Here is a 20,819-nt window from a genome sequence, read left to right as displayed (position 1 = left end):
GCCCCGCCGCCCCTACAAGGGCTTCCGACCGCGGTTACAAGATTTCCGTCACCACCTCGGTCTTTACCGAATTGGCGAGAAAGAACAGCATCAGGGTAAGAGTATCTGCAGCTTGGCTTTGAAGCCGTGGTCCGGTACTTCCGTCGGTGAACTGGTGCGGGTGGGGCGCAGCGTCAACTGGCCCTGGCAGTTTGGACAGCTGTGCTTCAGCGCCTCGCTGCACGGCGGGCAGAAAGTACATTCGTAGGAACAGATATAGGCCCGGTCAGCCAGGCCCAGTCGAACGCCGCAGCGCTCACAGCTCGATTTCATTCTCAACATGGCAGCCCCGTTTGGCACATTAAACCTGGAGTCACGGAGTCAGGTAAACAAAAAACGAAGCGCCAGCCGGGAGACTCGTTGCTACTCCGCTTCCAGTTGTCGGTCGGTGCGCGCGGCCATAATAAAGTCGTTCTTGTGCAACCCTTTGGCCTCGTGGCTCCACCAGGTCACAGTGACTTTGCCCCACTCGGTCAACAGTGCCGGGTGGTGACCAGCCTCTTCCGCAATCTCGCCCACGCGGTTGGTAAACGCCAGCGCCTGCTTGAAATTGCGGAATTTGAACACCCGCTCCAATTGCATAATTCCGTCGCGGGAGACCGGGGTCCAGTCGGGGATTTCCCGCAACAATTCCGCCAGTTCCTCGTCGCTGACCAGCGGCGCATCGGCGCGGCAGGCTTCACATTTTTGCTGGGCGAGATCGGTCATGGGGCAGCTCCTGTCAATTATTATTTATTGCGTTACGCCCCACTCTACCCGCCGCTTTGTGTGGAAACAAGCGAGCCGACGGAAACCCAATTTTATTTGGTTTTGCCGCGAGTAAATGGGACGGAGTGCTAAAAAAAGCGAAGAAAATATTCTTACTGAAGAAGCGGCCATTGACCGCAACGGGAGGACCCTGGTGCCAGTCACCGGTGGCAAGGCCAACCGGAACTTTAATTTGGCATCTGTTGAGGCGGGCCCGACCGCGCAAGCGGATCTGAAGTTCCACGCTCCTGGGAAATTATTTTATCGCCACCTCGCCGGAGGCGATTTTTTCCTTCCAGATCAGCGGTCCGGTGTTGTGTACCGATTCGCCCTGGCTGTCCACCGCCACGGTTACCGGCATATCTTCCACCTGGAACTCGTAGATAGCCTCCATTCCCAATTCCGGGAAGGCGACGACTTTGGCGTCCTTGATCGCCTGGGCCACCAGGTAGGCGGCGCCCCCAACGGCCATCAGGTAGACGGCCCGGTTGTCGCGGATCGCCTCGATCGCCACGGGACCGCGCTCGGCCTTGCCGATCATGCCCAGCAGGCCGGTCTCCTCCAGCATGGTGCGGGTGAACTTGTCCATGCGCGTGGCGGTGGTCGGGCCAGCGGGGCCGACCACCTCCTCGCGCACCGGGTCCACCGGGCCCACGTAGTAGATAAAGCGGCCCGCCAGGTCCACCGGCAGGGATTCACCCCCGGCGAGGATATCCACCATTTTCTTGTGGGCGGCGTCGCGGCCGGTGAGCATTTTGCCGTTCAGCAGCAGGGTCTCGCCCGGCTGCCAGCTCAACACATCCTCGCGGGTCACCGTATCCAGGTTCACGCGGCGGGTGTTGCCACCGCCCTCCCGCGCCACCTGCGGCCAGTCTTCGAGCTTCGGCGGGGCCTGGCGCGCCGGGCCCGTGCCATCCAGGGTGAAATGGGTGTGGCGGGTGGCGGCGCAGTTGGGGATGATCGCCACCGCCTTGTTGGCGGCGTGGGTCGGGTAATCCCTGACCTTGACGTCCAGCACCGTGGTGAGGCCGCCCAGGCCCTGGGCGCCGATGCCGAGCCTGTTGACCTTGTCGTACAGTTCCAGGCGCAGCTCTTCCGCCCGATTGGACGCCCCGCGCTCCTGTAGCTCCTGGATATCGATGGGATCGAGCAGCGACTCCTTGGCCAGCAGCATGGCCTTCTCCGCGGTACCGCCGACGCCGATACCGAGCATCCCCGGCGGGCACCAGCCGGCACCCATCTTCGGCACCATCTCCAGCACCCAGTCGACCACCGAGTCGGAAGGGTTCAGCATTGCGAACTTGCTCTTGGCCTCGCTGCCGCCGCCCTTGGCGGCCACATAGACCTCGACGGTGTCGCCGGGAACTATCTCGTAGTGGATCACCGCCGGGGTGTTGTCGCCGGTGTTCCTGCGCGCGCCGTCCGGGTCCTCGAGGATCGAGGCGCGCAGTACATTGTCGGAAAACTGGTAGGCGCGGCGCACGCCCTCGTTGACCATATCGGTCACGCTCATCTCCGCATCCCAGCGCACGTTCATGCCCACCTTCAGCTTGACGGTCACAATGCCGGTATCCTGGCAGATGGGCCGGTGGCCCTCGGCGCACATACGGGAATTGATCAGAATCTGCGCCATGGCGTCCCTGGCCGCCGGGTTGGCTTCCTTCTCGTAGGCCTTATGCAGGGCCTGAATGAAATCCTGTGGGTGGTAGTAGGAGATAAACTGCAGCGCATCGGCGACGCTGTCGATAAGGTCATCCTGGCGGATAGTGGTCATGGCCGGCTCCGGTGTAACTTCTCGAAGGCGGCGATTTTACACGAATTACGGGACTTTGGCGGGGATTGGATCCAGAAGGAGAAGCCAGTGTTAGCCCGAGTGGTTCCACGAAAAAGGGCGAACCAAGGTTCGCCCTACCTATGATATGGCTCGGGATGCGGTCAGGGAGTGGAGGCAGTAGCAGAGCCGGACTGCAGGCTGCGGATGGCATCGCGCAGCTGCACCAGGTCCCGGTTCACCGAACGGCGGTAGGCGTCGATGGACTCCACAGCCTCCTCGTTGGCCCCCACCCGCGCAGTCAGGTCGCTGCGCACCGAGGCCAGCTGGCGCTCCAGGCGGGTGAGGGAGTCCTTGAGTTCGCGCTGGCTTTCGGTATTGGACTTGCGCAGTTCCGTCAGCGAAGACTCCACCGCGGCGACCTTCTTCACGCTGGACTCCATGCCCTTGACCTGGGAGACCAGGCCGGCCAGCTGCTTCTTGTTGGCGGCTGCGGCGTTCTTGTTGGCGGCGATGTTTTTGCGGTTGGTGTCATAGGACACGCCCCACAGCTTGCGGATCTCCGAGGCGTTTTCCTTCGCTTTGGCGTTCAGCACCTCCACGGAGGCCGAGGACTCCTCGTCGGACATTTCGAAGCGCTTCTCCAGTTCGGCGATACGGCTCTCCGCGTCCACCAGTGCCACGCGGCTGAGCTGCCACTGGTTGTACAGGAAGGCCGCGGCCCCCAGGCCGGCGAGCGCCAGGATCAGGGCTACCACTGCGAGCATGGACACACCGCCGCCGCTGCGCTCTTCCGGCTCGGCGGCCGGCTCGCGGAAGGTGCGGCCGATGGGACGTTCCAGTTGGGGTTCTACGGCTGCGCTGGTGCCGTCCAGTGTGGGCTCTCTGCGTTGCATGGTTGACATATCCGGGTTGACAGGCGCGCGGCGGAATCGCCGGGACGCGAACTCTGTGATTGGTCGAATTCAGCGGGCAGTTATACCAAAAAACTGACGAAAAAGTAACCACCCTCAAGGCTAAGACTAGCCGACCGGAGGCGATCTCAAAGCATAGCGAGCGGTTCTGGTAGCGGCCGTCGGAGCGCGGCGGACGAGTGTACGGCTCCATTCTGAGCACACCGCACGCACGCGCAATGGTTTTCGGCCAGCTTCCAGCAGTGACGAATTCCCTCTTACCGGCTTAATAATGCCTTCCCGCGCGTGTAGAATGCCCCCACCAACAACCTGAGACAAAGGAAGGAAGACACCATGGCTTTCGAATTGCCTGAACTCCCCTATGCGAAGAATGCCCTGGAACCGCACATCTCCGAGGAAACCCTGGAGTATCACTACGGCAAACACCACAAGACCTATGTAGATAAACTGAACGGCCTGCTGGAGGGCACCGCAGAGGCCGACAAATCCCTGGAAGAGGTGATCAAGTCCTCCTCCGGCGGCGTGTTCAACAACGCCGCGCAAATCTGGAACCACACCTTCTACTGGAACTGCCTGAGCCCCAACGGCGGCGGCGAGCCCACCGGTGCGGTGGCCGAGGCCATCAACGCCGCTTTCGGCTCCTTCGACAAGTTCAAAGAGGAGTTCTCCAACAGCGCGGTGAACAACTTCGGCTCCGGCTGGACCTGGCTGGTGAAGAAGAGCGACGGCTCTGTGGCCATCGTCAACACCTCCAACGCCGGCACCCCGCTGACCGAATCAGACCAAAAGGCTCTGCTTACCTGCGATGTCTGGGAGCACGCCTACTACATCGACTACCGCAACCTGCGCCCCAAGTATCTCGAGGCTTTCTGGAGCCTGGTGAACTGGGACTTCGTCAACCAGAACTTCGCCTGATAACGGCAGTCGGAACAAGCGGGCCCAGTGCCCGCTTTTTAGCATTCGGGCCATCCATGGCCCTCACCCTACGGGCAGCCTTCGGCTGTGCAAAACGGCTATCCTGCCGTTTTGTCTTTGAAGATACGGAAAACAAAATCGACACGGTAGCGTAGGGCGCCTAGAAGCTGCCCAGCTTTGGTGCGCACGGCGCACCCTACATAATTTATAGAAACCTTGGACGACCACCATGAAGTTGAACAAGACTCTGATCGCCGCCGCCATAAGCGCGCTGGTGATGACAGGCTGTGACCGGGGGCGGGAATCCAGCGCCACCGAGGCTATCGACACCACCACCGTCGAGCGGGCACAGACCACAGCGGCGGACGAAACCGCCCAACCGAACGCCGAGGCCATCGCCCGGGCCAACCAGATGTTCGAGGACTTTTTCCAGGAGCACCTCGACCGCAGCCCCGAATTCAAGACTTTCCTGGGCATCAAGGAGGACTACGGCAAGTGGGACGACCTGTCGCCGAAATTCGAGGCCGAAACCAACGATATCAACAAGCGCCAGCTGGCCGGGTTGAACAAGCTCGATCCCGCCGAGCTGGACGACGCCACCCGCCTCAGCCTCTCTCTGCTCAAGCGCAACCTGGAGATGGATATCGAGGGTTATAAGTGGCGCCTGTACAACTACCCGGTCAACCAGATGTTCGGCACCCACTCGGGAGTGCCCTCGCTGCTGATCAACCAGCACCGCATCGACAACGTCAACGACGCCAACGCCTATATCGCGCGCCTCAACAACCTGCCCAGGCACTTCGAGCAGTTGATCGCGAACCTCAAGGAGCGCACCAAGGCCGGTATCATCGCCCCCAAATTCGTCTTCCCCTACGTGATCAATGACAGCCGCAACCTGATCACCGGTGCTCCCTTTGAGAAGGGCGAAGACAGCACCCTGTTCGCCGACTTCAAGGGCAAGGTCGATGCGCTGGATATCCCCGACGAACAGAAAACCGAACTGATCGAACAGGCCCGCAAAGCGCTGCTGGGCAGCGTCGAGCCCGCCTACGAAAACCTGATCGACTACATGGGCGAACTGCAACAACAGGCCACCACCGACGACGGCGCCTGGAAATTCCCCAACGGCGACGACTTCTACGCCTTCGCCCTGAAGCGCACCACCACCACCGACCTCAGCGCCGACGATATCCACGAGATCGGCCTGAAGGAAGTGGAGCGCATCCACGACGAAATGCGCGGGATCATGAAAAAGGTGGGATTCGAGGGAAGCCTGCAGGACTTCTTTGAATTCATGCGCACCGACGAACAGTTCTATTACCCGAACACCAAGGAGGGCAAACAGCGCTATCTGAAGGAGGCTACTGAACTGATCGAGACCATGAAGGACCGCCTGGACGAGCTGTTTATCACCAAGCCCAAGGCCGACCTGGTCGTCAAGGCGGTGGAACCCTTCCGCGAACAATCCGCCGGCAAGGCCTTCTACCAGCGCCCGGCCCCGGACGGCTCGCGCCCGGGCATCTACTACGCCAACCTGTACAACATGCAGGATATGCCCAGCTACCAGATGGAGGCGCTGGCCTACCACGAGGGCATTCCCGGCCACCATATGCAGCTTTCCATCGCCCAGGAACTGGAGGGGATTCCCAGGTTCCGCAAGTTCGGCGGCTATACCGCCTATATCGAGGGCTGGGGGCTCTACTCAGAACTGGTGCCCAAGGAAATGGGCTTCTATAAAGACCCCTACTCCGACTTCGGCCGCCTGGCCATGGAGCTCTGGCGCGCCTGCCGGCTGGTGGTGGACACCGGTATCCACAGCAAGAAGTGGAGCCGCGAACAGGCCATCGGCTGGCTGGGGGAAAACAGCCCCAACCCGCAGGGGGACGTGGTCAAGGCGATCGAGCGCTATATCGTGATGCCGTCCCAGGCCACCGCCTACAAAATCGGCATGCTGAAGATCGTCGAACTGCGGGAAAAAGCCAAAAACGAGCTGGGCGACCAGTTCGATATCCGCGCCTTCCACGACACCGTCCTGGCCAACGGCGCCGTGCCGCTGGATGTGCTGGAGAATCTGGTGGACGAGTGGGTCGCCGAAGTGAAGACAAGGCAGCCCCAGCAGTAATCCCGAACCCGCGGGCCGCTTCGCGCGGCCCGCATCCCCATCAGCCCCTTCAATAGACCTTCACCGGCGACACATAGCCACGGGGTTTCAACGCCAACAGCGAACAGCTGATTTCCTGCAGGATATTTTCCGCAGTATTGCCCATGATAAATCCGGGGATACCGGTGCGCCCCACCGTTCCCATCACCAGAAGATCGATTTTTTTCTCTTCGATCACCAGTGGGATAAAACGGTCCGGGCGGGCGATGGCGTGGTGGATACCCAACGCATCGCCGATATTCGCCGCATTGATCAGCACATCCAGCTTTGAGCGGTGCCTGGACCTCGCCGCCTGGACCGCGCGGTCCAGTTCCTCGTCGGAGACATCGATGGGGAAGTTGCGGCGCAGATAGGCGTCCACGTCGTAATCCCAACAGGAGATAATCTGCAGCTCGTCGCTGCAACTGTCGGCCAGCGAGTGCGCCAGCCGCAGCAGGCGTATCGCCAAGTCATAGCTGTTGGGTTCCCGGCAATCCGGGTCCACGGCCACGGCTACGCGAATGTCGCCCGGAGAGTGCTTGACCGGGCGGCACAGCCATACCGGGCAGGGGCACTTGCGCAGCAGTTCCATATCCATCGCCTTGAATCCCGCGCGCTGCTCCCTCCCCTCCACGCTCTTGACCACCAGGTCGTAATCGTCGCGCTGCACCCGGTGGATAACCCGCTCGGCGGGGGTACTGCCGCAGTCCACCTCGATATCGACTTCCAGCTCATCCTCACCCAGCTTCAGCGAATCGAGGACGTTTTTTACGGATTCCCTCACCCGTTCCGAGAGGGCGTTCGTATAGACCTGTCTGTATTCCCCGAACTCCTCCGGCAATTCCGGGCAGACTACCATCACCTTCACCGGTGCGCGGTTATTGCGCGCAACGCTGAGCGCCTGCGTCAGGCTGCCGCTCTCGTCACCGATCGCGTGGCTGACAAACAGGATGTTATGAAAATTCTGCATAACCGGTACCTTGCCCCTGTGGTATCTCGGAATGAAAAAGCCGGGCCCGTGCATTCCAACTAGAATTCACTAGCGACAAAACATGGCCCGACCGCCACCCAATCATTATGGAAGCTCCGGGCCGCTCTTTCCGGGTGAAACGGCGCAATCCGGCAACGGCGATACTGAGGCAGGCGATGGATTAAACCGGCCAGCTGCGAGCCTTCAGGATAGGGATCGACACCCATCGGGAGATCCTCACGTCGGGAGAAGCCTGGTGGCAGTTGCGGCTGTGAATTGGTCCGGGGAATTTTGTGGAGGAAACTCATCGCCGGGAGCCGCGGGCGGTAATAGCTCCCAGGACTGCAACTGGGCAATCGCATTGGCGACACCGTCTTCCGCCCGCAGGTACCCGCCCAGTTCCGCCGCCCGCTGGCGCATGGGTTCGGAGAGACCTTGGCGGATACCGGCGTACAGTGCGGCGGAGGTCAATCCCCGGCGTTTGAGTGCCGGCGGCGCGACGCCCAACTGCTCCAGTCGCCAGGCCCAGAAAGGCTGGTCGCCGAAGAAGGGCACCACCACCGAGGGGATGCCGGCACGCAGGGTTGCGGCGGTGGTGCCGGCGCCGCCGTGGTGCACCGCCAGGGCCACGCGGGGCAACAGCCAGTCGTGGGGTGCGGCTTCGATCGCCAGGATATTCCTGTCTCCCGCCACACTCTCCGCCACCTCCTCCGAGAGCCCACCCCAGCCGGTGGCGAGAACGGCTCGCCGGCCGCTGCGGCGCAGCGCCTCCAGTATCACGCGGGTAAAAGTCGCGGCGTCTTCGCTGCACATACTGCCGAACCCCACGTAGACAGGCTTTGGCCCGGCTTCGAGAAAGTCGGCCAGCGCCGCCGGCGGCCGCCAGTCCCGCCCCTCTTCCAGAAACCAGTTGCCCGCCACCCGCACCGATGCCGGCCAGTGACTCGAAGGCGGAACCAGCAGCGGACTGAATCCATAGAGCAGGCGCTGGTATCGCCGCCCGGGGCTATAGGTGGGGCCGCGCCGGGGAAAGGGCGGCAGGTCCAGGTCCCGGCGCACACGGGCATAGGCCGGGCTGAGCATCTGCCAGGTAAGCAGGCGGCAGCAGTGGTACAGCAACCGGTTGACTGCCCCCGGCCGGGGTTTGCGCGGCGGCGGCAGCATCATTGGTGGAATATCCGGGCAGGGGGTGATCGGTTGCAGGTGGGTCTCCACCACCGGCCGCCCCACCACTTCGCCGAGGGAAGCGGCCAGGGGCGCGACCATGCCGTTACCCAGCAACAGGTCCGCGTCTGCGGTGGCCGCGCGGCCCTGCTCCGCCCAGTCCACCGCCATGGCGCGGAGTTCGCGCCGGGCAGTGGCGAGCAGCGCGAGCGGGTTCAGGCCCCGCCGCAGCGCGCCCGGGTCCCTGGCCATGATGTCCAGGAAGTCCGCGCTCAGGGGGGAGAATTCGAGTCCCTGCCCGGTAACCAGTCGCTCGCAGGTGCGGCCGCTGGCAATACGCACCCGGTGGCCCGCCCGCTGCAGGCCGCGGCCGAGGGCGACGAAGGGGCGCACATCGCCCTGGGTGCCGATAGAGAATATAGTTATCCGCACTTGGCACTTTCCCCCAGTGCCGCGGCGATCAGCGGGCCTATGCTCTCCAGCGGCCCGGCGTCCAGCACCTGCTGGTGGTGGCAGGCTACCGGGTGCACCCGCAGGTGGCCGCTGATATGCCGGCGCCAGATTTCCGGCTGGTGGTGCAACAATTCGGAACGCGCGGTGCGGGTGGCGCGGACAAACAGCAGGTCCCCGCGCACCTCGCCCGGCGCAAAGCGCTGCACCATTTCCAGGTTGTTCTCTATCACCCGGCGCACGCTGGCGACAAAGTCCGGGTTCGCCCGCTGTATCTCCCGCACCGCGGGCATATCGAACACCTGGTACTCGCGCCAGAGGAAATCCGCCAGCGTATCGAGACTGGCACCGCTCTCGCCCAGCGCGCCGCGCTCGAAGCCCAGGAAGTCCAGCGCGCCCTGCACCAGCCGGGCCTCGTCCCGCCCGCGCTCCCTGGCCTGTACAAAGGGGTAGGCGTCGAGCATGGCCAGGAAAGCCACCTCGTCCCCTTCGGCCTGCAGCTGCCGCGCCATTTCGTGGACGGCGATACCGCCGAGGGACCAGCCGAGCAAATGGTAGGGACCCCGCGGCTGCACGCGGCGGATCTGGCAAAGGTAGTCCGCGGCCATATCTTCGATGCTGCCCGGCAGTGTTCCGCTGCCATCCAGGCCGCGGGCCTGCAGGCCGTAGAGCGGGCGCCCGCCACCCAGGTAGCGGGAAAGGCCGGCGTAACCCCAACTGAGCCCCGCCGCCGGATGAACGCAGAACAATGGCGCGGCATCGCCGCCGCTGTGCAGCGGCAGCAGGGCGGACAGCGGGTCCGGCTCCCGGGGATTTTCCAGCTTCTGCGCCAGACCGGCGATTGTGGACGCCTCGAAAACTGTTCCCAGGGAAACTTCGCGGCCGGTGATTTCCCTCAGCCGGGCCATCATGCGCGCGGCGCTGAGGGAATCGCCGCCCAGGTCGAAGAAGCTGTCGTGGACGCCCACTTTCTCCACGCCGAGGATCTCGCCCCAGAGATCCGCCAGCGCTGTTTCCAAGTGGTTGCGCGGCGCCGTGTACTCGTTGTGGGGACGCCGCTGGGGTGCCGGCAGGGCCCGGCGGTCCAGTTTGCCGTTGGCGTTCAGCGGCCAGTGGTCCAAGGTCACGAACTGTGCGGGAACCATATAGTCCGGCAGCGAGCGGCTCAGCCGCGCGCGCAACATCGCGGGGTCGACGGTCACCGCCTGGCCGCCGGCCCGCTCAGGCAGCACATAGCCCACCAGACACTTGCCCCCGGCGGGGTCCTCGTACAGCACCACCACCGCCCGTTCGACTCCCGGACAGCGGGTCAGGTGATTCTCCACTTCCCCCGCTTCGATGCGGAAACCGCGCAGCTTGATCTGGAAGTCGTTGCGGCCCAGGTATTCCAGCGCTCCGTCCGGCCGCTGGCGCACCAGGTCGCCGGTGCGGTACAGGTGGCCGTCGCCGAAAGGGTTGGGCGGGAAGCGCTGCTCAGTCAGCTCCGGCCGGTGCAGGTATCCCAGGGCGACGCCGGCGCCGCCGATGTACAGCTCGCCGATTTCGCCCGGGGGCAGCGGCTGCATGGCCCTGTCCAGCACATGCAACTGGGTGTTGGCGATAGGCCGGCCGATGGGGGGCGCGTCCAGATCGTCGCCCTCCAGCACCATCAGGGTGGAGAGTACCGTGGTCTCGGTGGGGCCGTAGAGATTGATCACCGGGTGGCCGAGCCGGCGCAGCTGCCGCGCCAGTTTTCCCGGCAGCGCCTCGCCCCCGGTCAGCGGCCGCAGGCCCCGCAATTGATCGGCGTAGTCGGCCACCAGCGCCTGCCACAGGGAGGGGGTGGCCTGCAGCAGAGTGGCGCCGCTGCGCCGGATCAGCGCCGCCAGCGCACTGGGGTCCCGCGCCTGGTCGCGGCTGGCGATCACCACCCGAGCGCCCGCCAGCAGCGGCAGGAAGAGTTCCAGCGTGGCGACATCGAAAGCCAGGGTGGTCTGCGCCAGCAAGCGGTCGGAGGTGGTGAGCTTCAGTTCATCCTGCATCGCCACCAGCAGGTTGACCAGGCTGCGGTGGCCGATAACCACCCCCTTTGGCCGCCCGGTGGAGCCGGAGGTATAGATCACATAGGCCGGGGTCTGCGCCTCCACCGGCCCGCATCGGTCGCCCGCCTGCGGGTTCCGCGTCGGGAAGGATTCCAGGGGCAACTGGTCGAGAGGCAGGCACGGCAATTCCCCCGCGGGCAGCCTGTCGGCGATATCGGTGTTGGTGATCACCAGCCGGGGGCAGGCCTCCCGCAGGATCAGGTCCAGGCGTTCGGTGGGGCTCCAGGGGTCCAGCGGCAGGTATGCGGCGCCGCTCTTCAGTACCCCGAGCAGCGCCACCGGCACGGATTCGTCCCGGGGCAAGGCCACTGCGACCACGTGTCCCGGCCCCAGACCGCGGGCCAGCAGGGCGTGACACAGGCGATTGGCACGGGAATTCAACTCGCCGTAGGTGAGCTGCTCGTCCCCGGCCTGCACGGCAATCGCCTGCGGCGTTGCAGCCGCCCGCTCCTCGAACAGCGCCGGCCAGAGCTGCCCGGGCAGCGAGCGCCCGGTGGCGTTCCACTCCCGCAACAGCCGCCGCTCCTCGGGCGCGAGCAGGTCCACCGCGCCGATGGGCCGCTCCGGCTGCGACAGCAGCGCGCGAATAAAGCGCGACAAGCGATCCCGGTGCGTATCCAGTTCTCCCTGGCTGTAGAGCGCCGGATTGCCGTCCAGATCGATGCGCAGGCCCCGGTCGTCGCCGCGGTCGTAGACGAACAGCGCCAGGTCTTCCACGGTGCCGTTGGAAAGATTGTGGGTCACCGAGGGGTGACCGCCAAAGCGCAGGTCATAGTCGAAGGGCTCGATATTGACACCCAATCGGGAAATCTGCCGGCCGCGTTCCAGCAGCCCAAGATCCCTGCGCAGGTCTTCGTATCGGTACTGCTGGTGGCGGAGGGCGCCGCGCACCGCCCGCCCCACCTGGGGGACCAGCTGCGACAGGGCCAGCTCCGGCGACATCGCCAGGCGGATGGGCACCGCATTGGCCATCATGCCGGGAACCCGCCGCAGGACGCGATCGGCGCGGGCGGTAACCGGCATATTGAACACCAGGTCGTCGGCGCCGCTGATCCGGTAGAGATAGGCGGCCAGCAGTGAGGTCAGTACCTGCGGCAGACTTACGCCGGAGACATCGCCGATCTGTTTCAGCATGTCCACATCCGCGGCGGAGAGCCGCGCACTGCTGCGTCTCAGGCCGCCGCCGGGTGTGCCACCGCGGCGCGACAGGGACACCGGATCGGGCAGACCCGCCATCCGCTCGAGCCAGTACTGCCTGTCGCGACCGAAGCGCGCCGAGTCGCGGTAGGCCGTCTCCCGCTGCAATTGCTCGGCCAGTGGCAGGAATGGGGTCGGGCCGGGCTCCCGGCCCGCAGCGAGGTCGTTGTAGATAGCCGCAACCCGCCGCGAGAGAAGCCCGGCACCGAAACCGTCGAGCGCCACATGGTGGCAGCGCTGGTACCAGAGATAGCGGTCCTCCCCGATCCGCAACAGGGCGCTGGACCATAGCGGGTCTCTCGCCAGATCCATCGGCCGGGACAGGTCCTGCCGCATCCAGTGTTCGGCAGCGACGAGCGGCTCCGCCTCGCCACTCAGGTCGATAAAGGGTAGTTCTCCGCGATAGTCCTGATGTATTACCTGCCTGGGGCCGTCGTCGTCCTCGATAATCTGCACCCGGCAGACTTCCGCCTCTGCCGCGACCCGCCGCAGCGCGGCGATAAACAGGCCCGTATCCACCGCCCCGAAAATTTCGGTGTATTCGGCAAGGTTGTAGATGGCGTCGCTCGCCCCGAGTTTTTCCCCCGCCCACATACCGCGCTGGGAAAATGCCAGCGGCAGGGCTCCGGGTGTGCTCCGGTCACCGACGACCTGCGCCGCAGCGGGGTCGGCCGGCGGGGATTCGAGGTTTTGGGATTCGGCGACGACACAGTCGCCTTCGGCATCGAAATGGAGTTGCTCGGCGGGCAACTTGCGAACAGTATTTCCTTCCATGACATCAATCCCTTAATTTATTTCAGGCCAATAATTCCAGCCACAACAACTTACGGCTGCAAGAGACCCTTTTGCTGAAATCTGCAGTCAATAGTAAATTTCTGTACTTACATTTCTATGACAGCTTTTAAAAAGTTTGAATTAATCGATCATCGTCGCGGCTGGAGATGTAAATCCAACGCACGCAATGAGGACCAGCAATTTGTGTGCCATGATAATAGGCAGGGGGAGGGAAGACGTCGTACAAATACGTCAGGTTGTGGAAAGGTTTCCGGTTGTTTGGTCCAGCAGGCGATCCAGGCGGCCCCGATAATTTTCCAGCACCGGATTGAAATTTCTCCGCCGGCGCACTTTCATCGCGCCTGCTGCACCAGTCTGAGGCAAATCCAGCAAAGACTGCAAACGCTGCATCGCCGCCTGCGGATCCGCCACCAGTTCGTCGTAGTCCAGTTCGACAGCCCGCTCAGCTGGTAGCCGGGCCAGATCGGCCCGGTAGGCGGCTACCTGCCCCGCAACTGCCCGCGCCATCCGTTCGCGGAACAAAAGCGCGATTCCGCGCCGCCCAATCAGTGCGCGCAGGCCGCGCAAAAACCACCACAGTACATAACTCCATCGATAACTGCGCCGGCTGCCGTCGGTGCTCAACAGCATCTCCAGGTAGGGCTGGGGCCCATCCAGGTAGGCCAGCAGCGCGTTCAGCATACTGTTGAGTACCGCCATTGGATCGCGGGCGATATAGACAAAGCGAGCCTCTGGAAAGCGCTGTAAAATCCACGGGGCACGGCCCGTATCCCAGGGATTCTTGAGCAGCACCGCCCGGCTTCCGGGCTGCACCGCGAGCAGTTTCCGGCACACCTGCTCGAACAGTTCCACATTGTTGGAATCCAGTTTGAAACTGCCACTGAGACGCCGCAGCAGGAAACCGTACTCCTCAACCTCATCGGCATTCACCGGCACCCGATCTATATTGCGATTCTCTATGCCCCGGGCGCGGAAACAGGTATTCAATTGCTCCCGGTTCCTTTTCTCCGTGCCATTGCGATGGGAAACCAGCAAGCGGTCGTAATAGAACAAGTGATAGAGGCTCAACTGGGCCAGGGGAAAGGATTTGGCGATGCAATCGTACAGAAAGGTGGTACCGGAACGGTGCAGCCCCATGATAAATACCGGGCGTACGGGGAGTTTTTCAAGTTCCGCCAGCAGTTCGCCATCTTCGCTGGCATCGGGAAAATGGGGCTCGACAGGAGAAAACATAGCGACCACCTGAACAACAATCCATTGCATATCGGCCCCGAAAGCTACCCCAAAAAGAGCTGCAAGTCCAACACGATTGAGAAACCCAGAGTAAAACCCCCTGCCGCAAGTATCGTTGCCCCACCCATTTCCCGGAGCAGAAAGATGGCGCTATGATGCGTAATCAGAAAAGCTAACGAATAATTGGAGCCGCCAATGCTATCCCCCCGTCTGATACGGCTTGCCGCGGCAAGCTGGCTTTCCTTATTACTGGTTGCAACGCTCTCACACGCTGCCGAATCGAAGCTGTCCTCCACCTCGCCGGAAAGTGTCGGCTTCTCACCGGAGCGCTTGTCGAAACTCGACGCGTATATCGAGAAGCTGATCGAAACAGGCCATCTACCCGGAGCCACCCTGCTGGTGGCGCGCCACGGCAAAGTGGTCAAATTTGACGCTTACGGGAAAACCGATGTACGGGACGGCAAGCCGATGCAGCGCGATGCGATCTTCCGCATCTACTCGCAAACCAAGCCGGTAACCGGTGTGGCTCTGATGATCCTGTTCGAGGAGGGGAAATGGCGCTTTGACGATCCAGTCACCAAGTTCCTCCCCGAGTTTGCCGGTTTGCGCGTCTTCAAGGAAGAGAATGCCGACGGTTCCATGCAACTCGAAGACCTGGAGCGAGCGCCGACCATGCGCGAGCTGCTTACTCACTCGGCTGGTTTCGGCTACGGTTTGAGCACCGACCACCCGGTGGAGAAGGCCTATCGCGATTCCGACTTTATGCGCGCGGCCAACGCCCGGGAGGCCATCGAAAAAATTGCCGGGTTGCCCCTGGTGAGCCAGCCGGGCAAACACTGGCGCTACAGCGCAGCGGTGGATATACAGGGTTACATCGTTGAGCGCCTGTCGGGCCAGTCGCTGGCGGATTTCATGCGCACTCGTATTTTCGAGCCCCTGGGGATGAACGACACTGACTTTCACCTGCCCGCAGACAAAACTCACCGACTGGTCTCATTGAATACTTACGACCCCGCCACCAAGGGGCTCGCGCCGGCCACGGGCGGTATGGTTCTCGACTACTCGAAGCCTCCGGGCACCGCATCCGGTGGCGCCGGCCTTGTGTCCACCACCAATGATTACGCGCGCTTCGCGCAGATGATCCTGAACGGGGGTGAACTGGACGGCGCCCGCATTCTCTCTCCCTCCAGCGTCCGCTTGATGACTTCCAATCATCTCGCCGACAGCATCCGCGCAATCCCCGGGGAGCCCTACACGGAAGAGAGCGGTTTCGGTTTCGCGGTGGATTTTGCCGTGGTGACGGACACCGCCAAAGCGGGCACAACCCAGGGCCTGGGGACATTGAGCTGGGGCGGAGCGGCGGGAAGCTGGTTCTGGATCGACCCCACCAACGACCTGTTTGTCCTCGGCATGATCCAGGTTTTGAATCGTTGGGAGGCCCCGGCACTGCAGAACATCGACACGGAAAGCAGCGCACTGATCTACGGCGCGCTGGTGGCGCCGGAGAAATAGTCCACCGCCGTCAGATTCCCAACACTTCCTTGACAAAAGGAATAGTGATCTTCCGCTTCGCCATCAGCGAAGCGCGATCCAACTGTTCCAGGCAGAGGAACAGGGCCCGGGTGCCCCGCGGCGCGCGGTGGAGGATATATTGTGCCACGTCCTCCGGGAGATCGAAGCCGCGCAGGCGGCTGCGCCGGCGCAGGGCGGCAATTTTGTTGCGGTCGTTGAGGGGCTGCAGCTGGTAGATGAGGCCCCACTGGAGGCGGGAGCGGAGGTCGGCCAGCGCTATGTCCAGGCCGCGGGGGGATTGGCGGGCGCCGAGCAGCAGCTGGCCGCCGCCGTCTCTCATCCGGTTGTATAAATGAAACAGCGCGGTCTGCCAGTGGGGTTGCTGTTCGAGCCGGTGCAGGTCGTCGATGCAGACCAACTCCAGCTGTTCCAGGCCGTCGAGGATGGGGGCGGGGTCCATGTCCAGGAGTTCTGCCAGCGGCAGGTATTGGAAGCTGCGCCGGTTGGCCTCGGCGTGCAGGCAGGCGGACTGCAGCAGGTGGCTGACACCGCTGCCGGCTTCGCCCCAAAGGTAGAACGCCGTATCCCCCCCGCCTTCGGCAAACCGCTGCAAAGCCTCCACGACCTGGAAATTGGGATCGGCGTGGGCCAGATAGAAGTTGGCAAAAGTGGCGTCGTCCCGCAAGGATATTCCCAGTGGAAGCTGCTGCGGCACGCCTTTTCCCGCGGTCATCTCAACGCCAGCGGTAGCGCAACGGGTGCTCCGCGCTGCCGAGGGGCGCGCGATAGCCGCTGAGGTCGATGGGGTCTTCGTCCGCCTGCGTCTGTAACCTGCGGTTCAGGGCCAGGGCGTCCTGCAGGTTTTGCAGCCGCGAGGAGGTGGTGAGAGCCACCCGCATGCGGTCACCGTCGATCGACAGAAGGTCCGCGCTGCTGACCACAGCGAGCTCCTGCAGATAGCTGGAGGCTTCGGTGTAATCGGCGAAACTGTCGATACCGGAGAGTTCCAGGATCACCGCACTCTGCTGGCCGGCGCTGTCGGCGCGCACGGCGTAACGCTGGGCCAGGAGGTCGGCGGCCTCGTTGATGCCCCGCAGGGCAACCTCTTCCATAGAGTCGCCGCTGGCGTCGAAGGCATAGCTGCGGCCGCCGTGGATCAGCAGCCAGTTGGCCTGCCAGCGCTCTCCGGAGGTCTGCAACAGGCGGCCCATCAGGGTGGCATCCGGCCCGTAGCGTACGCCGGCGCGTTCCGCGGCCCGTTCGTCCTGGGCCCAGAGCTCACCGAGGGGCATGTTGCGCTGGTCGTTCAGGTCCATCACCGGGAATTCCACCGGCAGGCCGCGCTCAATGGCGAGACTGTCCAGTACCGCGAAGAGCTCCGGGTAGTCTTCCTGGCGCAGGACGCTGCGCCCGTCGCGCAGGGTGTCCACCGCCATCCACACCAGTGTTCCGGGGCGGTTGTTGGGCCACACGGGCAACTGCAGTTTGTGCACCTGCTCGGAGATAGCCTGGGGTTCGAAAGATAGATGCAGGTAGAGCTGGTTGTCCTCGGTCTCGTAGCGGTAACTCTGCACATACCGCTGAGCCCGCTGCAGCACCGGCTGCAGGCTCGGATTGCTGCCGATAGCGGCGTCGCCGGTAACCCGCACGAACACCCGCTCCAGCCCGCGACTGCTGGCCGCGGTGCGGTCGGTGGTGCCGCGGCTGGGCACAGCCTCCACCACTTCGTAGAGATCCGGCACCACGCGGGCCTGGGCCGGCAGGACCAGCACCCAGAGCAGCAATGCCAATGGCAGCGAGCAGAGCCGGAGCGGTGTTCGCATCTGTTTTCTCTCTTCAGACTTCTGTGGACGGCCGCCCGTGGAGACGGCCAATTTGCGGCTATTGTATCAGTGTCGGCTTTTTCTCCCAGTCTCTAGCCCGCATTTCTCACAAAGATCCGTAGCGAGGCGGTTCCAGAGTGCGGCATGGCTGGCTTTCGCGACAGGAGGAGCGCGCAGGCGTACTTGCAGTACATCGAGCCGGTCCGACGCCTCGGCTCCGACCGAGGGAAAGGCAGCCAGGTCGCGCTCTGGGGCCGCCGCAGTAGGAAATTTGTGAGAAATGCGGGCTAGTCCGCATTTCTCACAAACGGCCTGCGGCTGTCGCCGCGGACGTTTTTTAAGAAATGCCGGCCGGCTCGCATATTCAGCAGGTTTTCCACTAGAATACGCGCCCTCTGAAAGTCCATTGCGGGATGAACCATGAGCGATTCCAACCCCCAGTCCCTCAGCTACAAAGACGCCGGTGTCGATATCGATGCGGGCAACGCTCTGGTTGAGCGCATCAAGCATGTCGCCAAGCGCACCCAGCGGCCCGAGGTAATGGGCGGTCTGGGCGGCTTCGGCGCCCTGTGCCAACTGCCCAGCGGCTACAGGGAGCCGGTTCTGGTCTCCGGTACCGATGGCGTGGGCACCAAGCTGCGCCTGGCAATGGACCTGGGCATCCACGACAGCATTGGCATCGACCTGGTGGCCATGTGTGTCAACGACCTGGTGGTCGCCGGTGCGGAGCCGCTGTTCTTCCTGGACTACTACGCCACCGGCAAGCTGAATGTCGATATCGCCGCGGAGGTGGTGACCGGCATCGGCCGCGGCTGTGAGCTTGCGGGCTGTGCCCTGGTGGGCGGCGAGACCGCGGAAATGCCGGGCATGTACGAGGGCGACGACTACGACCTGGCCGGCTTCTGCGTGGGTGTGGTGGAGAAATCCGAAATCATCGACGGCAGTAAAGTCGCCGCTGGCGACAAGCTGATCGGCCTGGCCTCCAGCGGCCCCCATTCCAACGGCTACTCCCTGATCCGCAAGGTACTGGAGATCAGCGGCGCCGACCTGGAGCAGGAGATGGGCGAAACCACCCTCGCGCGGGCGCTGATGGCGCCGACCCGCATCTATGTAAAGAACCTGCTGCAACTGATGAAGAGCGTACAGGTCAACGCCCTCAGTCATATTACCGGCGGCGGCCTGTTGGAAAACCTGCCGCGGGTTCTGCCCGAGAGCACCCGGGCCGTCATCGACACCGGCAACTGGCAGATGCCCCCGGTATTCCGCTGGCTGCGCGAGGCGGGCAATATCGATCTTCGGGAGATGTATCGCACTTTCAACTGCGGCGTGGGCATGGTGATCTGCGTGCCCGCGGACGCCGCCGACCCGGCTCTGGAAATCCTGAGGCAACTGGGTGAAAAGGCTTGCATCATCGGCTCCATCGAGGCCAAAGATGGTGAAGCTGTCGAACTGGCGGGACTCTGATGTCGCGGAAGCTGTGTAGAGTCGCAGTACTGATTTCCGGCAGCGGCACCAACCTGCAGGCGCTGATCGATGCCGCCGGCGAGCGCGCCGGATTCTCCATTTGCGCAGTGATCAGCAACAGGCCCGGGGCCTACGGCCTGGTCCGCGCCACCGAAGCCGGCATCCCCGCGTCGGTGGTGGACCACCGGGACTACCCCGACCGGGAGTCATTCGACAGCGCGCTGATGGCCGAAATTGACCGGCACACTCCCGACCTGGTGGTACTGGCGGGCTTTATGCGCATCCTCACTTCCGAGTTCGTGCGCCACTACAGCGGCCGCCTGTTGAACATTCACCCCTCCCTGCTGCCCAAATACCAGGGATTGCATACCCACCAGCGGGCACTTGAGGCCGGCGACAGCGAACACGGTGCCACAGTGCACTTTGTAACCGAGGAGCTGGACGGCGGCCCCGCCATTGTGCAGGCCCTGGTCCCCGTTCAGGCGGAGGACAGCGCCGAGCTACTTGCAAAACGCGTACAGGTGCAAGAGCATAAGATCTACCCGCTGGCGGTAACCTGGTTTGCCCGGGGCCGACTGCGTATGGTGGAGGACCGCTCGGAACTGGACGGCGAACTGCTACCGCGCAGTGGCAAGAAAATTACCGGGGCCTGTTAACACTAAATTCGATGGCCGCGTTGCCGTCCTGTACAGGCCGTCCCAAAACAGGCCAGGGTTTGGACATCCGGAGGTCACCGTGCCGTTACGTCTTATCGCCTTTTTCATCTCTGCCGTGTTCGCCGGTTTCGCGCTGGCGCAGGAACCCAAACTGAAACCCTTTACCGCCACCTATGCCGCCAAGTACAGCGGTATTGGCGTCACCGTCACACGGGAGCTATCCGGTAGCGGAGGCAACTGGCGACTCGATTTCAACGCCCACTCCCTGTTCGCCGACATCCGCGAATATTCCCGGTTTATCGCCGCGGACAACCAACTGTCCCCCCGCCACTACGAATACCATAAAACCGGCCTGGGCAAAGACCGTCACACAGTCCTGAATTTTGAGCAAGGCAGGGTGGTCAACGTTTCCGACAAAAGCCGCACCTTGGAAAATGTGCCCAATCACATACAGGACAAGCTGAGCTACCAGCTTCAGCTGGCGCTGGATGTCGCTACCGGGAAAGAGACGCTGAGCTACAAGGTGGCCGATGGCAAACGTATCCGTGAATATGAATTCTCCGTGGTCGGCAAGGAGCTACTGCAGACGCAGCTTGGGGAAATAGAGACCATTAAAGTACAGCGGGTACGCGACGGAGATTCAGATAGAGAAACCAGTATCTGGTTTGCCCCCAAGTGGGATTACGCGCTGGTCAAACTGATGCAGGAAGAAGATGGCAAAACCTATCAGATATCCTTGACCAAATTATCCATCGACGGGAAAACCATCCCCACCGCCCAATAAACTCCCCTCACTCCGTTTAGGGCCACGGACGGCCCGAGTGACAAAACGGCAGGACTGCCGTTTTACACAGCCGAAGGCTGCCCGCAGGGCGAGGGCCACGGATGGCCCGAGTGACAAAACGGCAGGACAGCCGTTTTGCACAGCCGAAGGCTGCCCGCAGGGCG

The 20,819-nt window shown here is 63.0% G+C and carries 16 protein-coding genes; 6 read left to right on the top strand and 10 right to left on the bottom strand.

The genetic code is table 11. The annotated features are described in order from the left end of the window. Positions 1-90 precede the first annotated feature (90 nt). The 4 genes from ACRC0P_RS19450 to ACRC0P_RS19435 form a co-directional block, all read right to left on the bottom strand. Positions 91-321 carry a DUF1272 domain-containing protein gene (locus ACRC0P_RS19450; RefSeq protein ID WP_438632966.1) on the bottom strand — a complete coding sequence of 77 codons (231 nt, stop codon included), beginning with the start codon at positions 319-321 and terminating at the stop codon, positions 91-93. Positions 322-402: 81 nt separating this feature from the next. Continuing rightward, complete coding sequence (locus ACRC0P_RS19445; protein WP_438632965.1) at positions 403-747, bottom strand: 4a-hydroxytetrahydrobiopterin dehydratase; 345 nt, start codon at positions 745-747, stop codon at positions 403-405. Positions 748-1,042: 295 nt separating this feature from the next. Then, positions 1,043-2,560, bottom strand: coding sequence for a fumarate hydratase (locus ACRC0P_RS19440; RefSeq protein WP_438632964.1), 1,518 nt, complete (start codon positions 2,558-2,560; stop codon positions 1,043-1,045). Between the two features lie 161 nt (positions 2,561-2,721). Beyond that, positions 2,722-3,453 carry a hypothetical protein gene (locus ACRC0P_RS19435; protein ID WP_438632963.1) on the bottom strand — a complete coding sequence of 244 codons (732 nt, stop codon included), beginning with the start codon at positions 3,451-3,453 and terminating at the stop codon, positions 2,722-2,724. 351 nt (positions 3,454-3,804) lie between these two features. Here ACRC0P_RS19435 and sodB point away from each other — a divergent pair, with 351 nt between their 5' ends. Both sodB and ACRC0P_RS19425 read left to right on the top strand, forming a co-directional pair. After that, entirely contained in the window at positions 3,805-4,386 is a 582-nt protein-coding gene (gene sodB, locus ACRC0P_RS19430; RefSeq protein WP_438632962.1) for a superoxide dismutase [Fe], read from the top strand. Positions 4,387-4,615: 229 nt separating this feature from the next. Then, complete coding sequence (locus ACRC0P_RS19425) at positions 4,616-6,508, top strand: DUF885 domain-containing protein (protein WP_438632961.1); 1,893 nt, start codon at positions 4,616-4,618, stop codon at positions 6,506-6,508. Between the two features lie 49 nt (positions 6,509-6,557). Here ACRC0P_RS19425 and ACRC0P_RS19420 read toward each other — a convergent pair whose 3' ends face one another. The 4 genes from ACRC0P_RS19420 to ACRC0P_RS19405 all read right to left on the bottom strand — a co-directional run bounded on the left by ACRC0P_RS19420 (position 6,558) and on the right by ACRC0P_RS19405 (position 14,446). Next, positions 6,558-7,496, bottom strand: coding sequence for a universal stress protein (locus tag ACRC0P_RS19420; protein ID WP_438632960.1), 939 nt, complete (start codon positions 7,494-7,496; stop codon positions 6,558-6,560). A 237-nt stretch (positions 7,497-7,733) separates the two neighbouring features. Continuing rightward, the gene (locus ACRC0P_RS19415) at positions 7,734-9,092 is read right to left on the bottom strand and encodes a glycosyltransferase (RefSeq protein WP_438632959.1); all 1,359 of its coding nucleotides are present in this window, start codon (positions 9,090-9,092) and stop codon (positions 7,734-7,736) included. Beyond that, a complete protein-coding gene (locus ACRC0P_RS19410; RefSeq protein ID WP_438632958.1) occupies positions 9,083-13,162 on the bottom strand; it encodes an amino acid adenylation domain-containing protein in 4,080 nt (1,359 codons plus the stop codon). The genes ACRC0P_RS19415 and ACRC0P_RS19410 overlap by 10 nt, the downstream gene beginning before the upstream one ends. A 252-nt stretch (positions 13,163-13,414) precedes the next feature. Then, positions 13,415-14,446 carry a sulfotransferase family protein gene (locus ACRC0P_RS19405; RefSeq protein ID WP_438632957.1) on the bottom strand — a complete coding sequence of 344 codons (1,032 nt, stop codon included), beginning with the start codon at positions 14,444-14,446 and terminating at the stop codon, positions 13,415-13,417. 165 nt (positions 14,447-14,611) lie between these two features. Here ACRC0P_RS19405 and ACRC0P_RS19400 point away from each other — a divergent pair, with 165 nt between their 5' ends. Next, positions 14,612-15,928: a serine hydrolase domain-containing protein gene (locus ACRC0P_RS19400; RefSeq protein WP_438632956.1), complete on the top strand. Its 1,317-nt coding sequence runs from the start codon at positions 14,612-14,614 to the stop codon at positions 15,926-15,928. A gap of 10 nt (positions 15,929-15,938) precedes the next feature. Here ACRC0P_RS19400 and hda read toward each other — a convergent pair whose 3' ends face one another. Both hda and ACRC0P_RS19390 read right to left on the bottom strand, forming a co-directional pair. Beyond that, the gene (hda, locus tag ACRC0P_RS19395) at positions 15,939-16,661 is read right to left on the bottom strand and encodes a DnaA regulatory inactivator Hda (protein ID WP_438632955.1); all 723 of its coding nucleotides are present in this window, start codon (positions 16,659-16,661) and stop codon (positions 15,939-15,941) included. A 1-nt stretch (position 16,662) separates the two neighbouring features. Then, entirely contained in the window at positions 16,663-17,751 is a 1,089-nt protein-coding gene (locus tag ACRC0P_RS19390; RefSeq protein ID WP_438632954.1) for a DUF2066 domain-containing protein, read from the bottom strand. Between the two features lie 420 nt (positions 17,752-18,171). On the opposite strand from ACRC0P_RS19390, the gene purM reads away from it, so the two are divergent. From purM to ACRC0P_RS19375, 3 genes are all read left to right on the top strand, one after another. Then, complete coding sequence (gene purM, locus ACRC0P_RS19385; RefSeq protein ID WP_438632953.1) at positions 18,172-19,215, top strand: phosphoribosylformylglycinamidine cyclo-ligase; 1,044 nt, start codon at positions 18,172-18,174, stop codon at positions 19,213-19,215. Then, complete coding sequence (gene purN, locus ACRC0P_RS19380; protein ID WP_438632952.1) at positions 19,215-19,871, top strand: phosphoribosylglycinamide formyltransferase; 657 nt, start codon at positions 19,215-19,217, stop codon at positions 19,869-19,871. Before purM ends, purN begins: the two co-directional genes overlap by 1 nt. 79 nt (positions 19,872-19,950) lie before the next feature. Beyond that, positions 19,951-20,655, top strand: a complete 705-nt coding sequence (locus ACRC0P_RS19375) for a DUF3108 domain-containing protein (RefSeq protein WP_438632951.1) — start codon at positions 19,951-19,953, stop codon at positions 20,653-20,655. Positions 20,656-20,819: the final 164 nt, after the last annotated feature.

The organism is Microbulbifer sp. (assembly GCF_051659245.1).
GTDB lineage: Bacteria > Pseudomonadota > Gammaproteobacteria > Pseudomonadales > Cellvibrionaceae > Microbulbifer.
This window is presented reverse-complemented; position numbering and strand designations above follow the sequence as displayed.

Bases quoted from the DNA above. Each gene is read 5' to 3' on its own strand.
- ACRC0P_RS19400 (WP_438632956.1), top strand. From the start codon at position 14,612: ATGCTATCCCCCCGTCTGATACGGCTTGCCGCGGCAAGCTGGCTTTCC.
- ACRC0P_RS19440 (WP_438632964.1), bottom strand. From the start codon at position 2,560: ATGACCACTATCCGCCAGGATGACCTTATCGACAGCGTCGCCGATGCG.
- ACRC0P_RS19405 (WP_438632957.1), bottom strand. From the start codon at position 14,446: ATGCAATGGATTGTTGTTCAGGTGGTCGCTATGTTTTCTCCTGTCGAG.
- ACRC0P_RS19390 (WP_438632954.1), bottom strand. From the start codon at position 17,751: ATGCGAACACCGCTCCGGCTCTGCTCGCTGCCATTGGCATTGCTGCTC.
- ACRC0P_RS19445 (WP_438632965.1), bottom strand. From the start codon at position 747: ATGACCGATCTCGCCCAGCAAAAATGTGAAGCCTGCCGCGCCGATGCG.
- ACRC0P_RS19410 (WP_438632958.1), bottom strand. From the start codon at position 13,162: ATGGAAGGAAATACTGTTCGCAAGTTGCCCGCCGAGCAACTCCATTTC.
- purN (WP_438632952.1), top strand. From the start codon at position 19,215: ATGTCGCGGAAGCTGTGTAGAGTCGCAGTACTGATTTCCGGCAGCGGC.
- hda (WP_438632955.1), bottom strand. From the start codon at position 16,661: ATGACCGCGGGAAAAGGCGTGCCGCAGCAGCTTCCACTGGGAATATCC.
- ACRC0P_RS19420 (WP_438632960.1), bottom strand. From the start codon at position 7,496: ATGCAGAATTTTCATAACATCCTGTTTGTCAGCCACGCGATCGGTGAC.
- ACRC0P_RS19450 (WP_438632966.1), bottom strand. From the start codon at position 321: ATGTTGAGAATGAAATCGAGCTGTGAGCGCTGCGGCGTTCGACTGGGC.
- sodB (WP_438632962.1), top strand. From the start codon at position 3,805: ATGGCTTTCGAATTGCCTGAACTCCCCTATGCGAAGAATGCCCTGGAA.
- ACRC0P_RS19425 (WP_438632961.1), top strand. From the start codon at position 4,616: ATGAAGTTGAACAAGACTCTGATCGCCGCCGCCATAAGCGCGCTGGTG.
- ACRC0P_RS19435 (WP_438632963.1), bottom strand. From the start codon at position 3,453: ATGCAACGCAGAGAGCCCACACTGGACGGCACCAGCGCAGCCGTAGAA.
- purM (WP_438632953.1), top strand. From the start codon at position 18,172: ATGAGCGATTCCAACCCCCAGTCCCTCAGCTACAAAGACGCCGGTGTC.